Source organism: Catalinimonas alkaloidigena (genome assembly GCF_900100765.1).
Taxonomy (GTDB): Bacteria; Bacteroidota; Bacteroidia; order Cytophagales; family Flexibacteraceae; genus Mooreia; species Mooreia alkaloidigena.
In genome coordinates, this window is sequence record NZ_FNFO01000007.1 from 194,713 (window position 1) to 218,114 (window position 23,402).

Genomic DNA, 23,402 nt, shown 5'->3' on the forward strand with positions numbered 1-23,402 from the left:
GTGTGATGTGGCGAAATGGTGAGGTCAGAATTACAAATGGCAGATTTCAAATTGCACATTGGCTTTCAGGCTGCCGCGCAGTCTCAGGTTTCAAGTCCATGTTTTTACTATGTCATTCCGAACGCTAGTGAGAAATCTATCAGCTTAGCTTATTTTATGTTTCAATCAAGTTCCGGAAGCTTTTCGTGAGAGGGGTAGAACCCATTTTCCAAGAAAAAGCAGTACTTCCGAAGGTCAAGTTTTGCTTGGTGTTGGAGATAATGTGCATACCTCTTATCCTGGTTACAATTATGTTTGATGAGTTCTTGGTGTTTCAAATGAGCCAGGAGGTCGTCTTTATTCTTCCACCAGTCTCTGACTAATTGCACGGTCCAATGTTGATTGCCATCACAGTGATAAGCACTATAAATTTCCACCGCTCCGGCGTTGCATACTTGCCACAACTCGTTCTTGGTTCTAGGTTGAATCATCACATGCTCCATGTAGTGCTCATCTATTAGGACATTAAGGGGCGCTTCGCAAATGCCTGTTCCGCATGTGTCGGTTTCACTGGTATAAAATGGCCCAGGGAAATTGAGCATCCCTTTTTCCGTCCAACTCGACTGACCTAAATCAGAATTTTGTCTGTAGCCTAGAAATGTATGGATCGTATTCTCGTCCAGGTCTTTTTGATAAATCAAGTGCGCAATCTCCTCATCCAGGGCAGGAATTTCGTTGTTGACCCACATGTCCACGTTGTACCCAACATACTCCTCTTCCTGAGTCAGAAAGTGCTTTTTGGATTCGTGCTTTTCTTCTGAAAAGTAGTTCTCAGATTCGTTCGGGGTGTTCGACTTGAAGAGCTTTCGAAAGAAATCCATTAGTACAGGTTTTGAGTTACGGGTTCACTATCTTCTCTTCATACTCTTTTGTCATTTCGACCATCGGGAGAAATCTATCAGCTTTTGAAACAAGATCTCTCACTTCGTTCGAGATGACAGAATGTGCGATCTAACGCATAACCTCTTACAAATTCTATCTTCATGGCTTCAATCGCGCGTAAATGGTGCTATCGAGCAAGACGTCGTTTTTGATGGCGGCTTGGCGGAGCAGCGCTTCCCGAACGAATCCTGCTTTTTCGAGGGCGCGGATCGAGCCGACGTTCGTAGCAAAGGGTTCGGCGTAGATCCGAACGAGGTCGAAGGTTGCGAAGGCATACGCCACAATCAGTTTGATCACTTCGGTTATGATGCCTTTTCCCCAGAAGGGTTCCGCCAGCCAGTAGCCGATTTCGGCGTTTTTCCGGTAGACGTCCGACTTCAGAAAGATCCCGATGGTACCGACCGCTTCCCCATCAATGTCGATGGCAAAGTGAGTCATCGGCTCCGATTGGATGGTCATGTACCGGATAAACTCTTCGGCGTCCTGTTCGGAATACGGATGCGGAAACACGTCACGCAGGTTATCGGCAATCGCCTTGTTGTTGGCGTACTTCGCCACGGCAGGGACGTCCTGCATCGTAAATGGCCGTAAAACAAATTTCTCTCCGGTGATGATCATGGTTTATTATTCTCCACTTTTTGTCATCTCGACCATCGGGAGAAATCTTGTTTCAAATGTTTGAAGATCTCGGCTCCGGCCGCCCGGTCCCGCTGGTCGAGATGACAATCTAATGGATCTTAACCCTGTGTCCTTTGCACCATGCTCCCTGCGCTCTGCGCTTAAATCGTCGGGACTTTTTCCTCGTAGGCTTTGCCGGTCACCTCGTGGAAGAGCTTGATGAACTTCCGGTTCGGATCGGGCTCGTCCTGCATCTTCTGTTCGGCCCGGTTCAGTTCGATCTGGAAATAGCCCGGCGTCAGTCCCTTCTTGAACAGCCCCGTGGCGATGGTCTTCCCGTTGATCAGTGTGTTGAAATCGTCCGTATCCAGGTTGAAGGGCTCAAAGCCGCGGCGGTTCCCCGCCAGTTCGCTCAACCACGTGTAGTACCCGTCCAGGAACGTGCCCAGGTCGCGGTAAAACGAGTCGTTGCGCATCGCGTGGTCCAGCTTCAGGCCCTTGTAATAGTTCTTGCCTTTGTCGTCTTCTAGGTGCTCGCGGTAATACTTCGCCAGCATCATGAACTGCGTCAGGGGCCGGGCGATCTTATCTTTTGTATCCGCGTAGAGGTGATCCAGGAAAATTTCCGGACGGTCGTCGCGGAGGCCGTACTCGTGGTAGCGCGTGGAACCGCCCGTCAGTTCAGCCGCATCGTACTCCATAAAATCCACGACCGACAGCGCCGACAGCAGTTCCACCAGGTGCGCGTCGTTTTTCTGGGCCGCGCCGCCTTCCCGGTTTTCGTACGGCTTGTCCGACACGTCGGCGAGGTAGTAGAGCGCGTTCAGGTCGTTCAGGTTGGTCCGGTAGTAGGAGAGGGCCGCCTTCGTCTTGGTCAGGAACGTGTTGGAGTCGATGCGGCTGCCGTCGTCGGTCTGGAGCGCGAAATAGGGCAGCACCGTGATGGCCCCGACCAGCGCCTGGGCAATGGCCCCCGCATTTTGCAGGCCCGAATCCGGATCGCGCAGGTTCTTTAGCAGCAGCGGAAAGCCCGCCGCGCCCGTTCCCCCGAAAATCGACGAGATGATAAAGATGCGGTCGCCCGTCTGAAAATTGTCGGCAAAGAACCGGATTTCGGGCGATGCCTTGAGTTGGTTCAGCACCACGCTGCCCACGTTCGGACTGCCTTTGAAGCCCACCGTCAGCGGCGAGTTCAGGTTGTCGTCGGTGTAGAGCAACTGCATCAGGCTCTGCGTGTCGGGCTCCAGATCGGGGAAATGAATAAAATCCCGGAAGCTCTGGTTGATCCCGCCGAAGTCGAAAATGAACGTATCCTTGATCTTCCCCTCGCCGCGTGCTTCCATGTCGGCCAAGGTGCTGACTTCCTTCCCGAAGAAGCCCGCGTCACGCCCCAGTTTCTTGTGGAGTCGTTTGTAGGTCTTCAGCAGTTCGACCGCCCGCAGCATGTCGGCATTCTGCGAATCGGGATCGATCAGGATCGGGACGATGCGGTCGCAGTTTTTGATGGGAACGCCGGCAGCCATCAGCATCGTGAGCGACCGAAGCACCCGCGAGCCGGTTCCACCGATTCCGAAAAGAAAGAGTTTGGGCATAAGAAGGATTACAAATGGCAGATTTCAGATTACAAATTGGGTCAGGCTGCAAGGCCTTCGCTGGTTTTGTCATCCCGTAAGCCGGGCGGCCGGTGCTGGATCTTTCTACATCTGTAGAGAAATGAACTTGAAGTGTTAGAAGATCCTTCGCGCTGCTCAGGATGACCAAAGGTGGATACATCGCCACACCACGACTTCGCCACCTCAACACCTGCTCTAAAAAGGCGTTCGACTGGCCATGGACGATTTCCACTTGACGGCGAACGAGAACGCCAAAAAGAAGACGGCGCTCCAGAGGGCGTTGGCCGTGCCGAACCAATAGATGTACGAATCGGGCGTGGCCTCGTTGAGGTTGCAGTAGTAGGTGGCGTAGATGTAGGCGATCACGGCGTTGAGCATCAGCACCAGCAGCCAGTGGTACCAGAGCGAGAACCAGTGAATCCGCAGGAAGTGGTTCAGGCCGTAGTAATAGACCAACACCAGCCCGAGCGTGATGAGCAGCGTGACGCCCCCCACATCCGGAAAAATGATGTCGCGGTACAGCGGGGTATCGGCCGGCGGCTGCGGATTCCCGGCAATCAACTCGTAAAGCGAACGAAACAAACTTTTCATAGACTATAGGTCCTAGTTAATAACTACTGTCATTTCGACCGTAGGGAGAAATCTTTTGGCATCAAAGGGCATGTATCTGTAGTGTTAAAAGATCTCTCACTTCGTTCGAGATGACATTAGGGAATTGAAATTTTACCGCCACTGCATTCAGGTGTGGACGATGAGCCATTAACATTATTTAAACCACGTATCCCGTCTCACACCAGCCAATGATGTTGCCTTGAGGATCAAGGATTATATAGTAAATATCGCCATAGGAACGATGAATTTGACTGATGGTAACGATCACTGACCTATCATCTGTCGTATATGCTCTTCCAACAAAGACAGCCGGATACTTTCCATCGGGACGCTTTCTTATTTTAAATCGTTGGTCATTTAAATCTGTTAAGGCCAACTGAGTATGAAGAGAAGGGTAATGGAGTAGACTATCATTTAAGGTCAATCCGAACTTTTCAATGCACTCAGGATCAGGATAACCAAACGGATTGCCTCTTTCTGTTTCGAGCTGAGTATAAATTCTAATTTTTTTATTGACCGGCTTCTTCGCTAAAATCTCGTTACGGTAATAGCCAAAAGCAATTTGCTCGTAGAACGGTTGTAAATTTTGCCCTATTCCAATTGGGATTCCGACTAATTGAAATAGAAAGATGTAAAGGATAACGCGTTTCACAGGCTGTAGCATACTTACACTAATACTCCGATCAAGAGTTTCTACCGCCCTACCTCCACCTGCGTTTGCAGTTGAAACGCTTCGCCCTCTTCGCGCTCGCCGTAGGCTTCGTGCAGTCCGGCAATCATGTCACTAAAGAGGTACGTTTTCGGGCCGCCTTCCGCGATGGTCTGGTCATTTTGCGTGGTCCAGGCTTCGATCCAGGCGGGCGAGGCATTGGGCAGCGAGAGCGTGATGACGCCCGGCTTCTTTTCGTCGTAGAGGTCCGTCACCTTCAACCGCACAAACCGGTCGTACTGACGCAGGCGATCCCGGTCGCGGGCATTGACGTCGCCTTGCATCACGTCCTCCCGCGTCATCACATCCACCAGTTCGGCGGCGCAGTTCTGCGGATCGAGGTGTAGGTTCTTCTTCAGGTAATCCGTGGTGGTCAGGTCGCCGGGCAGGTCTGTGGTAGCGAGGCCAATCGTAAACTCGGGTTGCTCCTGTTTCAGCGTTTTGGCTTTGTCGAGCGTGATGGTCGCGCACGCCTCGCCGCGGTCGGCGCAGTACCAGCTTCCCGTCCGGGCCGATCCTGGAATGATCGAGAAATCAGGCGTTTCGTAGGCAAAGCCGACGTGGACAGTGTTCGGTTCCTGCCGCAGGTTGTTTTTCAGTTCGCCTTCTAGGTAGCGGACCTGCGCCGGCGCACCGATCACCCAGACGTAGTAGGGCACCTCTTCGCCGTCGAGTTGAATCACCTTCTGGCCCTCCTTCCGGGCGGGGAAGTACTTGCCGTAGAAATCGGACGTGAAGCCCAGGATTGAGACGGCCAGTCCCTGCCGCCGGGCGTCGGCGAAAATGTCGCGCATCTCGGTGCGCACCAGGCTGGAGCGGCTCGTTTGCGGCGAGTCGTAAATGAAGTCGGAGATGATCAGGTTGACCGTATTGGTGTTAAAGGCCTGATTGGCCACGTTTTTCAGCAGTTCGGCCAAGGGGCTGGTGGTGGTATAGTTGAAATTCGATTTCAGAAGGTCGTTCTGCACCGTTTCGTACGACATCGGACGGTCCGTGCTGCCCAGCAGGCGATAGTTTCGCACGCGCACCCGGTCGGCATTTTCTACGCCCGACAACAGGTCGGCGACCGTTTCCTGAAACCGGTTGGCGCGGCTTTGCTTGGGCATGAAACCTTTCATGCTACCCGACACCTCCAGAAACACGTTGACCGTGTCGATGCGCACCGCGGTCTGGCGCGGTGGAGCGGGCGTGGCACTCTCGGTGGTCGTCGTGTCGCTCGGTTCGCGTTCGGGCGAGCGGCGGGTGCAGGACCACAGCAGCGGGAGCAATACAAAAAGAAAACAGGATTTCCGGATCATAGCGTTGCGAACAGTAACGATCAGAAATGTACAAACGATACATCGAATCGCGACAAGGTAGGCAGTAAAGTGGGCAGCCGAAAGGATTTCTGCAAAATCAACTGGGAAGAGTGGGGGATGCACTGGGGTAGATGGTCGGACCTTTGGGTTGGCGGTGGAAGAGAAAGAACACTCATCTGGACATGATTTGCCCTGAAAAGCGGCCACTGGTTGCCAAGTTTGAAGTAATTTCCGCAGATTGTCGTGCATCTATGAAGAAATTGTTCCTGCTCCTGTCTCTCACCCTGTCCTGCCAATCTGTGGATCACGAAAAGCCTGCTACCGCGTCGGAAACGACCCAGCCGGCCGAGGCTCCGCCCGTCGACCTGACACTCGCGGAAGCGAATCGGCTGGTGGCCCTGCCGCTGAAGTGTATGCAAAACGAGTTTCCGAACAAGCCGAGCGAGACGCTGGAGAGCGAGGCCGACCTGCAACCGCCGTCGGTGGTGCATCCGGCGTTCTACGGCTGTTTCGACTGGCATTCGTCAGTGCACGGCCACTGGATGCTGGTCCATCTGCTGAAACAGTTTCCGAACCTGGACCGGGCGGAGGAGATCCGGGAGAAGTTGCAGGCCAACCTTTCTGCCGACAATATCCAACAGGAGCTGGTGTACTTCACGAAGGATGTCAACAAGTCGTACGAGCGGACCTACGGCTGGGCATGGCTCCTGAAATTGGAAGAGGAACTGAAACGCTGGGAAGAGCCCTGGGCGCAACAACTGGCGAAGAACTTGCAGCCGCTGGCCGATCTGCTGGTGGTGCGTTACCTCGATTTCCTGCCTAAGTTGAATTACCCCATCCGCGTCGGAGAACACACCAATACGGCGTTCGGACTCACCTTCGCGTGGGATTACGCGGAAGCAACCGGTCAGACCGCCCTCCAGGAACTGATCGCTCAACGGGCAAAAGACTTTTACGGTGCGGATGCGGGCTGTCCGCTGAACTGGGAACCCAGCGGTTATGATTTTCTGTCACCCTGCCTGGAAGAAGCCGACCTGATGCGGCGCGTCCTGCCGGAAGCAGAATTCCAGACGTGGCTCGGCCAATTCCTGCCGCAGTTGAGCGACCCGAACTTCACCCTGGAGCCGGGAAAAGTGTCGGACCGCACCGACGGGAAGCTAGTCCACCTGGACGGCCTGAACTTCAGTCGGGCGTGGTGTCTGTTGGGCATTGCGCAGACGCTCCCGGACTACGCGCACCTGAAGCCGATTGCGTACGAACACATCCGCCACTCGCTGCCCAACATCGTCGACGGGGCCTACGAAGGCGAGCACTGGCTGGCCTCGTTTGCTATCTACGCACTGAGCACCGCGGAGCAGAACCAGCCGTCTTCTTAGGCGTGATACGTCTGTTTGGGCCTATTGAGAAAAGGAAGGCACAAAAGCAAAACGGCGACCCCTCTAGGTCGCCGTTTTGCTTCGAATACTTTTATGAGTTTATTTTACTACGTAAGGAGCCATCTTATTGAATAAATCCGTGAAGATTTTCTTGTACCAGCCTTCTATCTTCTTCATTTGTTCGATCTCCTCATCCGTGATAATCATATCTCTATTTTTTTTAGGATGAGTGATTCTATGACGCACTTTTATGCAATCTCTAAACTCTTTCCATTCTGACCTGCTAGCGTCGAATAAGGTTTGTATGTCGAATACTTTTTCTGCACAACGTATCATGAATCTAAAGTTGCCAGCAAGCTTTATAAACTGAACGCTTGAGTTAATTCTTCCATTTTCTTTGACCTCATAAGATGCTTCAACTAACATCACAGCTTCTGGCACTGTAATCTTCTGAGTATAATGCCCATGAGAGAAAGTTAGCTGCTTTATCATATGAATTGATCCTTCAACTAAAGCAAAAAATACTCTTATATAAACTCGTCTATTATACTGTGTATTTGACGCTTCGAGCGTTTCTAAAGAATGTTGGAGATCTTCAAATAGGGTCACTATAGCTGTGTCTAAAGGAGTTGTGTTAGGTGCTTGCATAGTCTAAATATAGCAAAAACGGCGACCGCATCAGGTCGCCGTTTTTGGTCTTCTATGTTGTCATTTCGAACGTAATAGAGTGTAGTGAGAAATCTCTTTTCAAAAGCTGGAAGATCTCTTACTATCGTTCGAGATGACAAAAAGTGTTGAGGATGTCAGACCTAAAACGCCAGACCTGAACCCAATTTGCAATCCTTCTCACTCCCCGAAAATCCGCAACTCGGCGGCGCGGACGATGCGGTGCAGCATCTCGGCGTAGGAGATGTCGGCCAGCTTCGCCATTTTGGCGAGGTGCCCGTCCCAACACCAGCCCGGGTTCGGGTTGGCTTCCAGGAGGCGCGGTGTGCCGTTGCTGTCGAGGCGCCAGTCGAAACGGGCGTAGTCGCGGCAGCCGAGGCGGCCGAACAGTTTCAGGCAACTGGCCACCAGGAAGCGGCTCGTCTCTTCGGGCAGCTCGGCCGGAATGGACTTGATCTTCCAGTAGGGCGATTGGGGGTCCCACTTCGCTTCGTAGCCACAGATCTTCGGCAGACCTTCCGGCAAGGCGGAGTAGTCTTCTTCGATGATCGGCAGAACGGTGTAGTTGTCGGGCAGGTTGCCGATGATGCCCACGCTGATGTCTTTGCCCGTCAGGTACTCTTCCACCAGAATCGACGTTTCGTAGCCCATCTTTTCGCGGACGTACATCAGGGCCGATTCCAGTTCCAGGATGTTGTGGCAGACGCTGTTCTGCGTGATGCCCATGCTGGAATCGCCCTGGTTCGGCTTCACGATCACCGGAAACTGAATCGGAAAGTCGATGAAGGTGGTGTCTTCCGGCTTGATCACGAACGCCTCGGGCACGGGCAGGTCCAGCTCACGCGCTACGCCGCGCACCAGCGACTTGTCGTAGCAGTAGGCCAGGCACTGCGGGTTACCACCGCTGTACGGGATCTCCAGCATTTCGAGGAGGGCGGGCACGTGCAGTTCCTTCGTCGCTTCGTTGTTGAATCCTTCATCACACAGGTTGAAGACAAAGTCGATCTTCTCCTTCTCTTTCCGTGTTGCCAGCTGCTGGAGCATTTGCTTGTGGTTGTCGAAGTAAGAGAACTGAAAATCCTTGCTCTCGCCCAAGGCTTCTTTCAGGGCGTTGATCGTATGAAAATCGTCTTCGTCGAACGTGCCGTCGGGTTTTACCTTATCCTGGATGCGCGGGTCGCCCATCATGACCATCACCGAACGTTGCGTCTTGGTTTTGGAACGCTTGGGTGCCCACTTTTTGTCGGCCACGCCCGTTACCAGAATGCGGCGGGCCATCATGCCCAGGTCCTGGTTGCGTTGCGATTGCGTAGCGGTCAGTACTTCGTTGTGCACTTCGGGCGAAGCAAACCCGCTGTTTTTCAGCAATTGCGTAATGCTCTGCGGAGTATAGAGGCGCTCAGCATAAAACTGGTCGGCAATGACGCCTTTCTTCGTATGGGTAATCACCTCACGCGACACGAGCCGTTCGCTGTCGCTCGACAGGCTGCGCTCCCGGCACACGAAGTAGTTTTTATCGATCCACTCCCAGCTGCGTGCCTCGTAATTCTTACGGATGTAGTCGCCGTCGGTCAGGTCGAGCAGCAGCTTGCCCTGCGGTTTCAGGATGCGCATTACCTCTTTCAACACCTTATAGTCGTCGTCGAGCGACTCGAAATACCCGAAACTGTTACCGGGGATGATCACGTAGTCGAACGTATCGGTGCGGTAGGGCAGCTTGCGGGCGTCGCCTTCCTTGAAGTTGACATTCAGCCCTTCGGCCTTGCTCTGTTTTTTGGCGCGGTTGATCAGGTAGTGCGAGCGATCCAGCCCAAACACGTTGGTAAAGCCCCGGCGTGCCAGTTCCATGCTATGACGCCCCTGGCCACAGCAAAGGTCCAGAATGAAGGCCTCGTTCTCCGGGTGGATCACGTTCAGAAACTGATCGATCTCGTCCTGCGTGATGGTCGGATCGTCCACCACGTCGCCGTCCGTACGGAGGTAGTTGGCATTGAAAATTTCCTTCCACCAGTCGGCTTTCACGTAATACTCCAGGCTATCGACCGGGCCGAGTACCTGGGTGATGTCACGTTTCTTGGTCTTCTTCTTCGGGGTGGTGGAAGGTTTGGGTGAGGTGATCATTGGATGGGGTTTGCTGTGTTTTTAAAGAAAGGTTAGTGCAAGTGATTAACGCCAAATCGAAAAAAACGTTCCGTGAAAACGGGCGCAAATATAGGGTTCTGCACGACCCTGCCAAGCAAAATGTCGGGGGACGGGAAATATATTTTTAAGCCTTTTCAAGTACTTGTAATTCAACAAATTAGGGCGTCAGGGCTTTCGGGTGCCAGGGGCGAGTTGGGTCACAGTTGGCGCAGCATCTGCTCGCGTTTCGCGCGGAACTCGGTACCCGGTTTCCACGACGGATACGTCGTGCCGTTGGCGACGTCGTAGCCCACCCGGAAGAGCAGTTGCAGGTCTTCTACCCCTCCGGCGAAGTTCCAGTCGGGCTTGATTTCGTCGCTCAGTTTGTGGTAGTCTTGCTCTACGTATGCCGCCTGACGCTGGCGGCCGTAGTCGGCGGGCTGGTCCCGGTAGTCGATGCCGTTGTCGGTATACAGGGCGGGCACGCCCTCTTTCGCAAATTCGAAATGGTCGGAGCGGTAGAAGTAGCCCTTCTCGGGGCTGTCTTCCGGCACCACCACGCGGTCCTGTTGTTGTAGGGCTTTCATCAGCGTATCGTCCAGCGTGGAATTTCCCTGCCCTACAATCACCAGATCGCGCGTACGTCCCCACGGATTGAGGCCGTCCATGTTGAGGTTGGCCAGGGTCTTGTTCAGCGGATAGAGCGGATGTGTGGCGTAGTACTTCGACCCCAACAGCCCTTTCTCTTCGGCCGTCACGGCCAGAAACAGCACCGAGCGCTTCGGCGGGGTGGGGAGTTTGGTGTAGGCATCGGCGAGTTCCAGCAGTCCGGCGGTACCCGTCGCGTTGTCGAGCGCGCCGTTGTAGATCTGGTCGCCTTCCAGTTCGGGGTCGCGGCCCAGGTGATCCCAGTGCGCGGTGTAGATCACGTACTCGTCCGGCAGTTCGCTGCCTTCCAGCTTCGCCACCACATTGTGCGAATCCACAAAGCGTAAATTGTTGTGCAGGCTCAGGTTGGCTTGTACGCCGAGGGGCACCGGCTGAAAATCACGCTTCAGGGCGGCTTGTTTCAGTTGCGCCAGGTTTTGCCCGGCCAGCGCGACCAGTTCCTGCGCCTGCGCGTAGGGCACCCACGCCTCGACCTGTACTTTCGGGTTCGGGTCGTTCTGCACGTCGAAGTTCTCGCCGCCCCAACTGCCACTCACGACTTCGTAAGGATACCCGGCCGGGCCGGTTTCGTGGATGATGATGGCTGCCGCGGCTCCTTTCTCCGCCGCAATCTCGTATTTGTAGGTCCAGCGGCCGTAGTAGGTCATGGCCTTGCCACGGAATACCGTGCTGTCCAGTTGAGACGTATCGCCTTCGAGCGGCACCGCGGGGTCGTTGATCAGCATCAGCAGCGTTTTGCCGGTCATGTCCATCCCCTTGTAGTCGTCCCACTCGTATTCGGGGGCGTCCACGCCGTAGCCCACAAACACCACTTCCGAATGCTGCACGGCAACGTCTTCCTGGTTCAGATGCGAGACGCCCATGAACTGGTCAGGATACTGAAACGTGAGCGTTTTGCCCTTTCCCTGAAACGAAGCTTTCACATCTTCGGCCGTAAAGCCCATCAGCGGCACCTTTTGTACATACGAGCCGTCGGGATTGCCCGGCTTCAGGCCCAGCTGACGGAACTGGTTGGTCAGGTAATCGACCGTCAGCGTTTCGGCGGGTGTCGCGACGCCCCGGCCTTCGAACGAGTCGGACGCCAGCACCCGCAGGTGGCGCATCAGGTCGTCGTGCGTGATGCTGGTCAGGGCCGAGTCGAGCGGCGTTTCGGTGTCGGACGTGGTTTCGGTGGGTGTGCAGGCGGACCCGCAGGCGAGCAACAGGGCCAGGAGTGCGAAGTTTTTCATGGAGGCAACCAAGGTTCAGGTAAACAACGCGGCGAAAAGTACGGGCTATGGCGGAGGGGCACAAGGGATATGAAAAATATTTCATCGTGCTGAAATCCAGCACCCTGCTGCATCTCGTAGGTATGCCGACCGCTTTCTCAAACCGCTGGTTCGGCTTGGGAAGGGCGGGGGCTCACCAAGAATCGACCTAAACGCTTTTTCACCTGTTTATTTCCTAACCCAACCCAACTCCCATGTCTCACACGACAAAACCTGAGCAAGAGGGCGTGCGCAACCATCACTCACGCCGCAATTTCCTGCTGTACAGTGGAGCTACCGTAGCCGCTACGGGGCTGATGCTGTCCGGCTGCGAGCCCTATTTTCCCACCCCCATGCCCGGCAACAACGGCGAGGGCGGCATCGACCTGGGCAGCGGCGATGTCGGTATCCTGAACTACGCCTATGCCCTGGAACAGCTGGAAGCCGCTTTTTACACCAAAGTGATCGATCGGCCGTTCGGCGGCATGACGTCCAAAGAGCGGGATCTCCTCGAGGACCTGAAGGAACACGAAATCATCCACCGCGAATTTTTCAAGGCGGCGCTGGGCACCAACGCCATTCCCGGTCTGGAAGTAGACTTCAGCGGCATCGACTTTAGCGATCGGATGAGCGTGCTCGGTACGGCCAAGGCCTTCGAAGATCTCGGCGTTTCTGCCTATAACGGGGCGGGGCGTCTGATCAAAGACGTGAATTACCTGTTGCTGGCGGGCAAAATCGTTTCGGTCGAGGCGCGCCACGCGGCGGCTATTCGCAGCATTTTCGGGGACGATGCCACTGCCTTTGCGGGCGATGATATCGTCGATCCGCTGACAGGACTCGACGTGGCCAAGTCGCCGCAGACGGTACTGGCCACCGCTTCGAAGTTCCTGAAGACCAAACTGAACGGAAGCAACCTTCCGACTATGTAACCCATCCTCACCGCAACACCTTAAGACATTACAACCATGAATATATTCACTTTACTGGATCAGCTTTTTGAGGGAGAGCCCTCGGCGACCAAAGCCACCTCGCGTCGGGAAGCCTTCACGATTTTTGGCGATATGGCCCAAAAGGCGGCGATGGCAGCCGTTCCGTTGGGGTTGGGCGCTCTGGTCAGCACGCCGGCCCGCGCCGCGCACACCACCGTGCCGGGAGTCCTGAACTTTGCGCTACTGCTCGAGTACCTGGAAAACGAGTTCTATGCGATGGGCCTCGACGCGGGCGTCATCCCGGCCGGTTCGAAGGCCGAAGCGATTTTCATGCAGATCAGCAAGCACGAGAAAGCCCACGTCGATCTGCTGAAAGTCGCCATCAGCGGCCTGGGAGCCACCCCGGTCGACAAGCCGATGTTCGACTTTACGGCGGGCGGGGCGTTCAATCCGTTTGGCAATTACGATCAGTTTCTGGCCCTGTCGCAGGCGTTTGAGGACACCGGCGTTCGTGCCTACAAAGGCCAGGCCGGTTACCTGATCGACAACGACGTGGTGCTGACCACGGCTTTGCAAATCCACTCGGTCGAAGCGCGCCACGCTTCGGAAGTGCGCCGCCTGCGTGGCTTCCAGGGATGGATCAACCGCAACGAACCGAACGGACTTCCGGCGGCGGCGCAGCCCGTCTACAACGGGGAAGAAAACGTGATGCAGGGGGGCGTCGACGTGACCACGCTGACCACCATTCCGCGGCACGTGGTAACCCAATCGTTCGATGAGCCGTTGACGCAAGAAGAAGTACTGGCCGTGGCAACGCTTTTTGTGAAGGCGTAGGCCGGTCCAGACTCGTAGAAACAAAAAAGCCGGAAGACTTGGTAACTTCCGGCTTTTTTGTGTTTGGGGCGCTTAGTACAGCACCCGGAATTTGATGGTATTCGGAATTTCCTTGAGGGCCTTGATCACGTCTTTGTCGTACGCTTTGTCGACGTCGGTAATGACGTAGCCGATGGTCTCGTTGGTTTTCAGGTGCTGGCCGACGATGTTGGTGCCGTGCTCCGACAACACGCGGTTGATGTTGGCGATTACGCCCGGCGTGTTCCGGTGGATGTGCAACAGGCGGTGCGCCCCGCCGAAGGCCGGCAGTTGCAGGTTCGGGAAGTTGACGCTCATGAACGTGCTGCCCGAGTTGATGTAGTCGATGATTTTGCCGGGCACAAACTCGGCGATGTTGAACTGGGCCTCTTCGGTCGAGCCGCCCACGTGGGGCGTCAGGATGACGTTATGCAGGCCGATTAGTTCGCTGACAAACGGCTCGTCGTTGTTTTTGGGTTCTTCGGGGAACACGTCCACACCGGCGCCGCGCAGCTTGCCGCTTTTGAGCGCCTCGACCAGTGCCGGAATCTGCACGACCGGGCCGCGTGCCAGGTTCAGGAACACGGCGCCGTCTTTCATCTGCCCGAATTCGTGGGCTCCGAAAAAGTTCTTGTTCTCCGGACGGCCGTCGATGTGCAGCGTCACCACGTCGGCTTGCCGCAACAGTTCCTCCAGCGTGTCGCACTTCTGCACGTTACCGAGCGCCAGCCGGTCCACAATGTCGTAGAAATAGACCTTCATCCCCATCGCTTCGGCCAGCACCGACAGTTGTGCGCCGATGTTGCCGTAGCCGATAATGCCGAGTTTCTTGCCCCGAATCTCGTTCGAGTTCTTCGCCGATTTATCCCACTGCCCCTGGTGCATGGCCATGCTTTTCGGAAATACGCCGCGGATCAGCGCAATCATCTCGCTGATGGCCAGCTCTACCACGCTACGCGTGTTGCTGTACGGTGCGTTGAACACGGCGACGCCTTTCTCTTTGCACGTCTCCAGGTCGATCTGATTGGTGCCGATGCAAAACGCTCCGATGGTCATCAGGCGGTTGGCGTGTTCCAGCACGCGGGCCGTCACCTGAGTTTTCGAACGGATGCCCAGAATCTGCACGTCGCGGATGCGCTCGCACAGTTCGTCTTCGTCCAGGCCGCCGTTTACGACTTCGAGCTGGTAGCCTTCCGTCTGGAAAATCTCGTTGGCTTTTTTGTGGATGTTTTCGAGCAGAAGAACTTTAATGCGGTGTTTGGGATAAGAAACGCTCATGGGAAGTTTGTTGACAAAAAGAAATTCTTCGAGGTTGGGCGCAATGTGATCGGCTTTTTCGAGCACATTGGCGCGCTGTACGTTCTCGGTAAAGGCGTAAAATTTATCGGCCAGGCCGGCCGCCCTGATCTCGTAGTCGGTGTAGCCATCGCCAATGACGTAGACTTTGCCTGGAAGCTGGAGGCGGTTGAGCAGCTTCACTTTGCCGTTGTTTTCCGACAGCACGTTCGACTGATCCACCCCGACAATGTTGCCTTCGGCGTCGTACGTGAATTCGTTGGCGTAGATGTTTTCGGGCCGCACCCCCAACGACGTGGCAATGGGAGCGACAAACTCGCGGAAACCGCTGGAAATGACGATGATGTGTTCGGCGTGCTGCGCAAAGAAGGCTTTGTTGCGCAGAAACGACTCGGAGATTTTGCCGTGCAGCGAAGCCACCAGCGGCGTGAGGTGGTCGCGGTGGGCGCTGAGCAGCGCCAGGCGTTGCTGTAACGATTCCGAAAACGTCATGGAGCCGTCCATTCCCTGGTCGGTGATGCGGCGCACGGCAGCGACTTTTTCCGCGGCGTCGGGCTGGCCTTCCAGCGCGATGGCGGCCAGTTCGTCGAGGCCTTCCACACGGGTGACGGTGCTGTCGAAATCGATGACATAAAATACGTCGGAAGCGGTTTGAGTATCCGGCATGGGCATGAAAATAAGGTGAGGCGGCATTGCCGGCGCAAAGTTAGGAGAGTGCCGGGGAAAAAGGACGAAAGCGCTTTTCTTTTCTAAGATTCCTTTCAGGATTCTGCCGGAGCGGGGACTGTAGCGGCGGGCAGCACCACACAAAAGACGGTCCCTTCGCCGGGTTGGCTTTCGACGCGCAACGTCCCGCCGTTTTTGCGGACAAACTCCTGGCAGAGCACCAGTCCCAGCCCGGTGCCTTTTTCGTTGGCGGTGCCTTTGGTCGAGTGGCGCGCGTCGATCCGAAACAGTTTTTCGAGCACCTCCGGTTTCATGCCGACGCCCGTGTCGCGTATCGCCACGGTCACGTCCGCCTCGGTCGTCTGCACCGTCACGTTTACCTGCCCGCCCGGTGGCGTAAATTTCAGCGCGTTGGAAAGCAGATTACGAAAAACCGTCTGCAACGAAGGAATATCGCCCAGCACACAGGCGTCGCCGTCGTCGCGCAGCGTCACGGTGATCTGCTTCTGGTGCGCCACGCTCCGCAGGTGCTCGATGCTGGTGGCCAGCACCGGCTCCAGAAAAAAGGGCTGGCGCTGGTACGTCATCCGGTTGGACTGCGACTGCGCCCACTTGAGGAGGTTATCGACCAGCGCTTGCAGGTTCTGGGTGGAGCGGTGCGCTTCGAGGCTCAGTTCGTTCAACTCGTCGGGCGACATGGATGCGGCGTATTGCGCCAGCAGGTTGGTGAACGACGTCAGGGTGGTGATCGGCCCCCGGATGTCGTGCGCCAGAATCGACAGGAACTTGTCTTTCGTGACGTTACTTTCGGCCAGGGCTTCGCGCTGGCGGACAATTTCGTGCTGCTGCTGCTCCAGTTGCTGATTTTTCTCCAGGATGGCCTGTTGCTGCCGGATCAGCGTCTCGTTCTGTCCCCGTTGGCGGCGGCTGTAGCGGAAAAGGACGTACACCAGCACGATCAGCATCACCAGCCCCGCTCCCAGGCTGTAGGCAAGCGTGCGCTGCCGTTGCAGTTCGGCAGTTTGCAGGGCCTTTTCTTTTTCGAGGAGCGTCCGTTCGGCTGCCTGCGTGCGGGCCTGGGCCTGGGCTTCGAACCGGGCCTCCAGCCGCCCGATTTCGCGCGACTTGTCTTCGCTGAAAATGCTGTCGTGCAGCGCTAGCTGGGCCGCCTGGTACTGATAAGCCTGGGAATAGTGGCCGAGGGCTGCGTGCGCTTCGGCCAGTAGCGCACACAACTCGCGGCCTTCTTTCTTGATGCCCATCTGCTGGGCCAGCGCGTAGCCCTGTTCGGCGTGCCGAATGGCGTGCACATACTTTCCGGCGTCACGGTAGGTCCGCGCCATTTCGTTGAGGTTGTTCAGCCGCAGTTCGTCGCTATGCAACTCCTCGCCAAGTTGCATGGAGTGGCGGAATTTGGCGAGGGCCGCGTCGTAATCTTTCCGTTTGCAGTCGACTACGCCCAGGTTATGAATGCAGATCGCAACGCCCCGGGTGAAGTTTTGGGCTTCGAAAAACTGCAGCGACTGCGTGTGGTAGTAGAGGGCGGAGTCGAGTTGATCCTCGTCTTTGTACAAAATGCCCAGGTTGACCTGCGCCGTGGCTACCCCTACCGAATCGTGATTGTCTGCGTGGAGCGCAATCGACTTCTGGAGGTACGATTTGGCCAGGGGAAAGTCGCCCTGTTTTTTGTAAATGATGCCGAGGTTGGTGTACGTCTTCGCGTAATCGTCGGGTTGGGCTTTGTCGCCTAACACGTCCAGCGCCTGAAAGTAGTAGTCCAGCGCGGTGGGGTAGTCGCTGAGGTTGTCACTTACCATGCCGAGCGCCCCGTAGGTATAAGAAATGCCCATCGTGTCATGAATCTGCTGGCGCAGGTCCAGGGCGGTCAGCAGATGCCGGTTGGCGTCGATGAGGCGCGTATTGTAAAAGTGCCCCATGCCGAGCAGATGATGCGCCCGCGCTACCTCGAACGTGTCGTGACGAGGCTGCGCAAAGTCGAGGAGTTGTTGGGCGTAGGTGATGGCGCGCGGTGCATCCTGGTAAAGATTTTCCCAGAACAACTCGCGCAAGATGAACGCGCGGCTGGAATCGGGGGCGGTGGGTAGGGCCTGCGTTAAACTGTCGACGTAAGACTGACCGAAGGTGAGGGCCGGCAGCATCCAACAACACAACCCGAAAAAAAGAGCAGAGCAAGCACGGAGAGAAGAAGACATGAGGCAGCACGGATACGAACGGTATCAAATATGATACTTTTTTCAGAGAAACTCCAGGGCTGCCACCCCGCGCCCCGCCACGGCATAACGGGCCGCACACGAAAAGCCCCCGTCTGTTGACACAACGCCTACAGACAGGGGCCTTTCCCCGACGAGCCAAACTTCTGAAAATTTACAGCGCGCCCACCGCCGGGGTGGGTTGGCGTTGCCTGAGCGACAAGACGGCATCGGTCAGGGCCAGCGCCAGCATGGCAAACAGCAGGACCAGCGTCGCTTCGTCAAAGTTCAGCGAGAGTGCTTCCAGGGCTGTAAAGAAAGGCGACAAGGTGAAGAAGCGGTACCAGACCACCGCCGCTCCGGCCACCAGCGCCAGGTTCACGTAGTTGAAAAACGACCCCAGCCGCTGAGAAGCCAGCGGCGACATCCGCTCTGTAATCAGGGTGTAATTGAAAAACAGCGCGTAGAAATAGGTGTTCAGGTAGAAGTCGTTGATGTTGAAAATCAGCAGGTTGGCAATGTGAAACGAGATGGTCACCAGCAGGTAGAACCGGAACAGTTGCCGACGCAGAATGGCCAGCAGAAACGTCAATTCCAGCCCTACGCCCATCCAGTCCATCGCTTCCCACACGCCTTTGCTGGTGAAATCGACCAGGTAAGGGAGCAGCAGCTCGCGTGATCCCTGCACGTAATAGAACCGGAGCATGTAACCGCGTACGGCCTGGGTGGCGGGGTCGAGCCAGCCGGCGATGATCTTCGGGACGCTGGCGCTGAACATGGCAAAGCCGAAACAGAGCACCATAAACGCTATGGGCCAGGCCGCCCGGTTCGGGTTCGGTTGGGCGTGTCGGTAGCGCGCGTCGATCGACCATAGGGTGCCCCAGTTGGAGAACGACATCATCAGTGGGACCAGAATCATTAACATGGCGAAGTGGCCGATCTTGCCGAACGAAAACTCGAAGCTAAAGCCGATCGTCAGAAAAACGGCGAGCAGCACCGACGTAATGCGGGTGTAGAAGCCGAACAGCAGCGCCACGTACAGCAGGCAGACGATGATTTCAAGGGAAATGAAGAAGCCCGCCGGGGGAAACGAGGACGCCACGAAGTTGGTCAGGCTGATGGGCGGGGGCTGAAACAGCACGCTGGGTTTGTCACCAATCCACACCCACGACGGCAGCCCCCCGATCACCAGGAAAAGCGACGCGTAGAAAATGCGGAAAAGGGCCTGGCTTTTGGCGTCGATGCCGTAGGTATCGAACGCAAAGCGATCAACCAGGTTCGTAACGAAGGTATTAAGGGTGCGACGAGATGACACGGCTTTCGATGATTTCGTTTTCAACAGTTCCGGAATCGGGAGTAACGATGAGGAATTTCCAGGTCAGCTTCAGGGAGTCGATGTCCGGGCGGCCCGTAAACTGAGACACGCCGTTGAACAGGTACGCGCGCATTTCCTCCCAGGCCGGCGAAACGGGTTCCCCCGGGCGCGGAAAGTGCTCGAACGAAAAGGCCGTGACCATCGAGCGGCGTGCCTTTCCTTCTACATCTTCGTACAACTCACCCGGGTCGATGGGAATCGAGTCGCCCTGCGCAAATGCGTAGAGATCAAAGGTTTTTAACGTGGCTTTGCCATCTTCCTTAAGCCAGATGGAGTTGAAGCGCGGATACACAAACGCTGGAAAGGGCTCCTCGTATCCCCAGGCCACCACCGCCTGGACGCAGAGAAAGGCGCCGGTAAGGATAAACAGAAGCCTGATCTTTTTTCTACTCATAAGGCAGCTTTGAGAACAAAATAAAGATAATTTTCAAGAAAGTCTGCTGACGCCCGGGTGCTTTCCTGTCGTGTACACAGGGGTTGGTATCCGAGGGGTATGCCATGAGCGGCCTTCTTGCCTTTTCGGGCCCGGACACGGTCCGAGGGGTGGGAAGAGGAAGGTCGCCTTAAATCAATAATGTGATTTTTTAGCTATAAAGATAGCTTATACTTAGAGATGTGCAATGACAAAAGTCATTTTAGGTTAGGAGGGCACAAAGGAAGCGGCAGAAGGGAGGGGGCATTCTACGGTACGCGCCTCTTTCTCCAAAGAAAAAGAGGCGCGCCGGGATGTATCATTCAAAGGGCATCTTCGCCCACGGATCATCGGGGGTTGTCATGTTGACCGCTTCCACGGCCGACACTTCGGGCACCGCGCGCTTGATCGCGTCTTCGACGCCGGCTTTCAGCGTCATGGCCGACATGGGGCACGAGCCACAGTTGCCCAGGAGTTCGAGTGTTACCAACCCTTCGTCCGTTACGTCCAGCACCTTCACGTCGCCGCCGTCAGCTTCCAGATAAGGCCGGATAGCGTTCAGGGCGATTTCCACCTTGGCTTTTATGTTCATATTGGAATCCATCGTCATCATAATTTAATCTCTACAGGGCGCGTCTGCGCCATCGAAGCGTTGCGGATGGCCACCTGTTGGGCCAGCGCTTCGGCTACCTCCTGAAACGCCTTCGCGGCCGGATCGTCCGCGCCGCGCAGTACTGCCGGGGTGCCTTCGTCACCGCTCTCGCGGATGGTCTGCACCAGCGGCACCTCCCCAATAAACGGCACGTTGTACTGTTCGGCCAGGGAGCGTCCGCCCCCTTTTCCAAAGATGTAGTACTTGTTGTCGGGCAGCTCGGCGGGGGTAAAATACGCCATATTTTCGACAACCCCCAGGATCGGAACGTTAACCTGCTTCTGGCGGAACATCATCATGCCTTTGACCGCATCGCCCAGGGCTACTTTCTGCGGCGTGGTGACGATGACCGCACCGGTGACCGGAACGCTCTGTACCAACGTCAGGTGGACGTCGCTTGTTCCGGGCGGCATGTCGATCAACAAGTAATCGAGGGCACCCCACTTGGCATCGCCCAGAAACTGACGCAGGGCCGAACTCATCATCGGGCCGCGCCAGACCACCGGCGCTTCGGCCGGTGCCAGAAACCCGATCGACAGCAGCTTGATGCCGAACCGGTGGATCGGGATGATCCAGTTTTTACCGTCTTCGTTCACCACGCCGGGGTTGGTGTCTTCGGCACCGAACATGATCGGAATCGACGGACCCGAGATGTCGGCGTCTATCAGCCCCACGCGCGCCCCCGTCTGGGCCAAAGCCAGGGCCAGGTTGGCCGCGACGGTCGATTTCCCGACGCCACCTTTGCCGGACGCAACGCAGATGATGTTCTTCACGTCGGGAAGCAGCGGCGTTTTGCCCACGCGGGTGGACGTTACGTCGGCCACCATATTGATAAATACCCGCACATCGTCGGCCACGTGGGTGTGAATGGCCTCCTCGCACCGCATGCGAATCAGCTCTTTCAGCGGACAGGCCGGGGTGGTCAGCACGACCGTGAAATGAACGTCCCGGTCTTTGACTTCAATATCTTTCACCATCCCGAGCGTCACCAGATCTTTCTTCAGATCGGGCTCCTCCACGTGGCGGAGGGCGTCCAGGATAGCCTCTTGCGTAATCATCAAACCAAATTCAAGTTAATAGTTCTGCAAGTTACCCAATCTAAAGGGTAACAAGAAAAGGCCGCGAAGAGTTGGCGCATCCGCCAGTATTCCCGTGGCGAAAGCACCTGTACAGGGCAAATTAGTGCGACGAGGAAGGCGGGGCCACCGGCGGCTGGTCGGCCAATTCGGGCCGATAGCGCACACCGCCGAACAGGTGCAGGTACAGCACGCGCGAGTAGCGGAAAAAAACCGGGATCAGAAACACGTTGGCTACGGCCACCGTCGTGATGTACACCCACAGCGGCGGATCGTTGAACACCACCAGCATGACGACAAACACCGTAATGAACAGCCCTACGGACATGGCGTAGCTGACGTACATGGCCCCGGCGAAAAAATCCGGCTCGATCTCGAAGCGAAAGCCGCAGTGCGGACAGTGCTTGTGCATTTTGGAGAACTTGGAAACCTTCAGGAGGGGGTACTGAAACATGGGGCCGACCCGGCAACGGGGGCAACGGGCGTCCAGGATCGCGGTGAGTTTGGAAGTGGCCATCGGCGCAAAGGTACCATCCTTACGGCAATGAGACGCCATGCGTTACCGCCTAAAATGCACAGCGCGCCTGCGGCGAAAGTACCACAGGGCGCTGTCTAATTCTGCGACCTATTTTACTGTTTAATCGTCGCTTTGGTCCAGGCATGGTCGCCGATCTGCAGGCGAATCAGGTAGTAGCCGGCGCGCAGTTCCTGGCCGAGGTCATTGTGCCCTGACCACTGCTGGGTGTAGGTTCCGGCGGCTTGTGTCTGGTCGCGCAGCGTGGCGACCCGCCGGCCGGTCGGATCGAACACTTCGATGCGCACCGGCTGCGGACGATCCAGCTGGTAGCGGATGGCGGTGCTTCCCTGGAATGGATTCGGATAGATGTTAAACCCGACGGCTTCGGCCGGCAGCGGGCGGTTCGACGTGAGCACCGAAGCGCGGATAACGGTGCCCGCTACATCGGACGAGATGTAGACCGTACCGTCCATGCCCATGGCCAACCCGCTCGGGAAGAACAAATCCTGCATCAGCGTATCGATGCCCTCGGCCGTCAGCTTCAGCAACATGCCGGAATTCATCAACGGTCCCGGAGGCGTAGTCATAAAACGCCAGCGTTGTAGCACCACCAGTTGCCCGTCCATCGGGTCGATGGCCATGTCGACTACGGTAGTCAGGCTGTCGTACAGCATGCTGACCGCCCCTTCTGCACTTACGGCGTATACGCTGGCCGCACTGTCAGAAAACGGGAAGCCCGTCAGCGTGCCGACCAGAAACTGATCCTCGTGCGCCAGGATGCGGGTAGGGACGGCGTCGGCCATCGGGGGACCTACGCCCGTGTTGTTGGGGACCGGCGGAAACTCCGCGAAGACGCCCATGGTATCGGCGGCCGGATCGTAAACAAGCACTGCATTGGCGGCGGCGTCGGTGATGAGTAGGTTACCCGTGGCCGCATCCATCACGAACGCAAACGGATTGCTCTCGGCATACCCCTCGTCGAGCACAAAGGCTGAGATGTGCAAAATGCTGTCGATGTCGGCGCGGGTGAGCGAATCTTCGCCCGGCATGAAGCCGGTGGTGTCGACCATCAGCAGCGCGCCGGAAAGCGAATCGCCGTCGACCCCTTCGCCCTGGACAATGACCACCTGGCCCTCCATAAAGGCGACACGCCACGCGCCGACAATTTCGTCCACGGCGTTGGTGTCTGAAGGCAAGCCTCCCAGGAAGGGATGAACCGAGCCGTCGGGCATAATGATGGAAATCTGGCCGTCGTCAGTGCCGGTGCCGCTTTCGGCGACCCACAGGCGGCCCAGCGAATCGAGGGTAAGGCCGATGGGGTGTTTCAGACCCGCGGCAAAGGGCGGGGCCGGGGCCTGCCCCCAGGTGAGAGTTGGATAAAGAAGCAACAGAAGGCCGATTGCGCTTTGCGTAATCAGGCGGGTACAGGGCTTTCTCATAGGAAATCGGGTTATGGATGGAGATAGTAAAGGCGCGCTCAGGTCCATGCACACGAAGGCACAGATCGCTTGTGGATCAGCAGGAAAAAGAATCTGTTGTCGCCGACCGGCGCGGTTGTGTAAAAGAA

At 56.3% G+C, this 23,402-nt stretch carries 20 protein-coding genes; 3 read left to right on the forward strand and 17 right to left on the reverse strand.

Annotated features, from left to right (window positions below):
* Window positions 1-161: 161 nt before the first annotated feature.
* The 6 genes from BLR44_RS17650 to BLR44_RS17675 all read right to left on the reverse strand — a co-directional run bounded on the left by BLR44_RS17650 (window position 162) and on the right by BLR44_RS17675 (window position 5,771).
* The gene (locus BLR44_RS17650) at window positions 162-860 is read right to left on the reverse strand and encodes a hypothetical protein (protein ID WP_089684442.1); all 699 of its coding nucleotides are present in this window, start codon (window positions 858-860) and stop codon (window positions 162-164) included.
* Window positions 861-1,020: 160 nt separating this feature from the next.
* Window positions 1,021-1,539 (reverse strand): GNAT family N-acetyltransferase, encoded by a 519-nt coding sequence (locus tag BLR44_RS17655; RefSeq protein WP_089684444.1) that lies wholly within the window; start codon window positions 1,537-1,539, stop codon window positions 1,021-1,023.
* A gap of 161 nt (window positions 1,540-1,700) precedes the next feature.
* Window positions 1,701-3,131 carry an FtsZ/tubulin family protein gene (locus BLR44_RS17660; RefSeq protein WP_089684447.1) on the reverse strand — a complete coding sequence of 477 codons (1,431 nt, stop codon included), beginning with the start codon at window positions 3,129-3,131 and terminating at the stop codon, window positions 1,701-1,703.
* A gap of 216 nt (window positions 3,132-3,347) precedes the next feature.
* Window positions 3,348-3,743, reverse strand: a complete 396-nt coding sequence (locus BLR44_RS17665; RefSeq protein ID WP_089684448.1) for a hypothetical protein — start codon at window positions 3,741-3,743, stop codon at window positions 3,348-3,350.
* 178 nt (window positions 3,744-3,921) lie between these two features.
* Window positions 3,922-4,416, reverse strand: coding sequence for a hypothetical protein (locus BLR44_RS17670; protein ID WP_143017357.1), 495 nt, complete (start codon window positions 4,414-4,416; stop codon window positions 3,922-3,924).
* A gap of 41 nt (window positions 4,417-4,457) precedes the next feature.
* On the reverse strand, window positions 4,458-5,771 hold the full coding sequence (locus BLR44_RS17675) for a hypothetical protein (RefSeq protein ID WP_089684452.1): 1,314 nt from the start codon (window positions 5,769-5,771) through the stop codon (window positions 4,458-4,460).
* Window positions 5,772-6,022: 251 nt separating this feature from the next.
* On the opposite strand from BLR44_RS17675, the gene BLR44_RS17680 reads away from it, so the two are divergent.
* Window positions 6,023-7,147, forward strand: a complete 1,125-nt coding sequence (locus BLR44_RS17680) for a DUF2891 domain-containing protein (protein ID WP_089684454.1) — start codon at window positions 6,023-6,025, stop codon at window positions 7,145-7,147.
* A 99-nt stretch (window positions 7,148-7,246) separates the two neighbouring features.
* On the opposite strand, the gene BLR44_RS17685 is transcribed toward BLR44_RS17680, so the two are convergent.
* The 3 genes from BLR44_RS17685 to BLR44_RS17695 form a co-directional block, all read right to left on the reverse strand.
* Complete coding sequence (locus BLR44_RS17685; RefSeq protein ID WP_143017358.1) at window positions 7,247-7,795, reverse strand: hypothetical protein; 549 nt, start codon at window positions 7,793-7,795, stop codon at window positions 7,247-7,249.
* Window positions 7,796-7,993: 198 nt separating this feature from the next.
* Window positions 7,994-9,934, reverse strand: a complete 1,941-nt coding sequence (locus BLR44_RS17690) for a methyltransferase domain-containing protein (protein WP_089684458.1) — start codon at window positions 9,932-9,934, stop codon at window positions 7,994-7,996.
* Window positions 9,935-10,152: 218 nt separating this feature from the next.
* Entirely contained in the window at window positions 10,153-11,832 is a 1,680-nt protein-coding gene (locus BLR44_RS17695; RefSeq protein WP_089684460.1) for a M28 family metallopeptidase, read from the reverse strand.
* A gap of 233 nt (window positions 11,833-12,065) precedes the next feature.
* Here BLR44_RS17695 and BLR44_RS17700 point away from each other — a divergent pair, with 233 nt between their 5' ends.
* Together BLR44_RS17700 and BLR44_RS17705 are read left to right on the forward strand one after the other, a co-directional pair.
* On the forward strand, window positions 12,066-12,779 hold the full coding sequence (locus tag BLR44_RS17700) for a ferritin-like domain-containing protein (protein WP_089684462.1): 714 nt from the start codon (window positions 12,066-12,068) through the stop codon (window positions 12,777-12,779).
* 36 nt (window positions 12,780-12,815) lie between these two features.
* Complete coding sequence (locus BLR44_RS17705; protein WP_089684464.1) at window positions 12,816-13,613, forward strand: ferritin-like domain-containing protein; 798 nt, start codon at window positions 12,816-12,818, stop codon at window positions 13,611-13,613.
* A 72-nt stretch (window positions 13,614-13,685) separates the two neighbouring features.
* On the opposite strand, the gene serA is transcribed toward BLR44_RS17705, so the two are convergent.
* The 8 genes from serA to BLR44_RS17745 form a co-directional block, all read right to left on the reverse strand.
* Window positions 13,686-15,593 (reverse strand): phosphoglycerate dehydrogenase, encoded by a 1,908-nt coding sequence (serA, locus tag BLR44_RS17710; protein ID WP_089684723.1) that lies wholly within the window; start codon window positions 15,591-15,593, stop codon window positions 13,686-13,688.
* 95 nt (window positions 15,594-15,688) lie between these two features.
* On the reverse strand, window positions 15,689-17,806 hold the full coding sequence (locus BLR44_RS17715) for an ATP-binding protein (RefSeq protein WP_089684465.1): 2,118 nt from the start codon (window positions 17,804-17,806) through the stop codon (window positions 15,689-15,691).
* Between the two features lie 172 nt (window positions 17,807-17,978).
* Window positions 17,979-19,118: an HTTM domain-containing protein gene (locus BLR44_RS17720; protein ID WP_089684467.1), complete on the reverse strand. Its 1,140-nt coding sequence runs from the start codon at window positions 19,116-19,118 to the stop codon at window positions 17,979-17,981.
* Complete coding sequence (locus BLR44_RS17725) at window positions 19,096-19,572, reverse strand: hypothetical protein (RefSeq protein WP_089684469.1); 477 nt, start codon at window positions 19,570-19,572, stop codon at window positions 19,096-19,098. The genes BLR44_RS17720 and BLR44_RS17725 overlap by 23 nt, the downstream gene beginning before the upstream one ends.
* A 337-nt stretch (window positions 19,573-19,909) precedes the next feature.
* On the reverse strand, window positions 19,910-20,194 hold the full coding sequence (locus BLR44_RS17730) for a NifU family protein (RefSeq protein ID WP_218127114.1): 285 nt from the start codon (window positions 20,192-20,194) through the stop codon (window positions 19,910-19,912).
* A gap of 5 nt (window positions 20,195-20,199) precedes the next feature.
* Window positions 20,200-21,303 carry an Mrp/NBP35 family ATP-binding protein gene (locus BLR44_RS17735; RefSeq protein ID WP_089684471.1) on the reverse strand — a complete coding sequence of 368 codons (1,104 nt, stop codon included), beginning with the start codon at window positions 21,301-21,303 and terminating at the stop codon, window positions 20,200-20,202.
* Window positions 21,304-21,421: 118 nt separating this feature from the next.
* Window positions 21,422-21,835, reverse strand: a complete 414-nt coding sequence (locus BLR44_RS17740) for a DUF983 domain-containing protein (RefSeq protein ID WP_176956099.1) — start codon at window positions 21,833-21,835, stop codon at window positions 21,422-21,424.
* 113 nt (window positions 21,836-21,948) lie between these two features.
* A complete protein-coding gene (locus tag BLR44_RS17745; RefSeq protein WP_176956100.1) occupies window positions 21,949-23,274 on the reverse strand; it encodes a ScyD/ScyE family protein in 1,326 nt (441 codons plus the stop codon).
* Window positions 23,275-23,402: the final 128 nt, after the last annotated feature.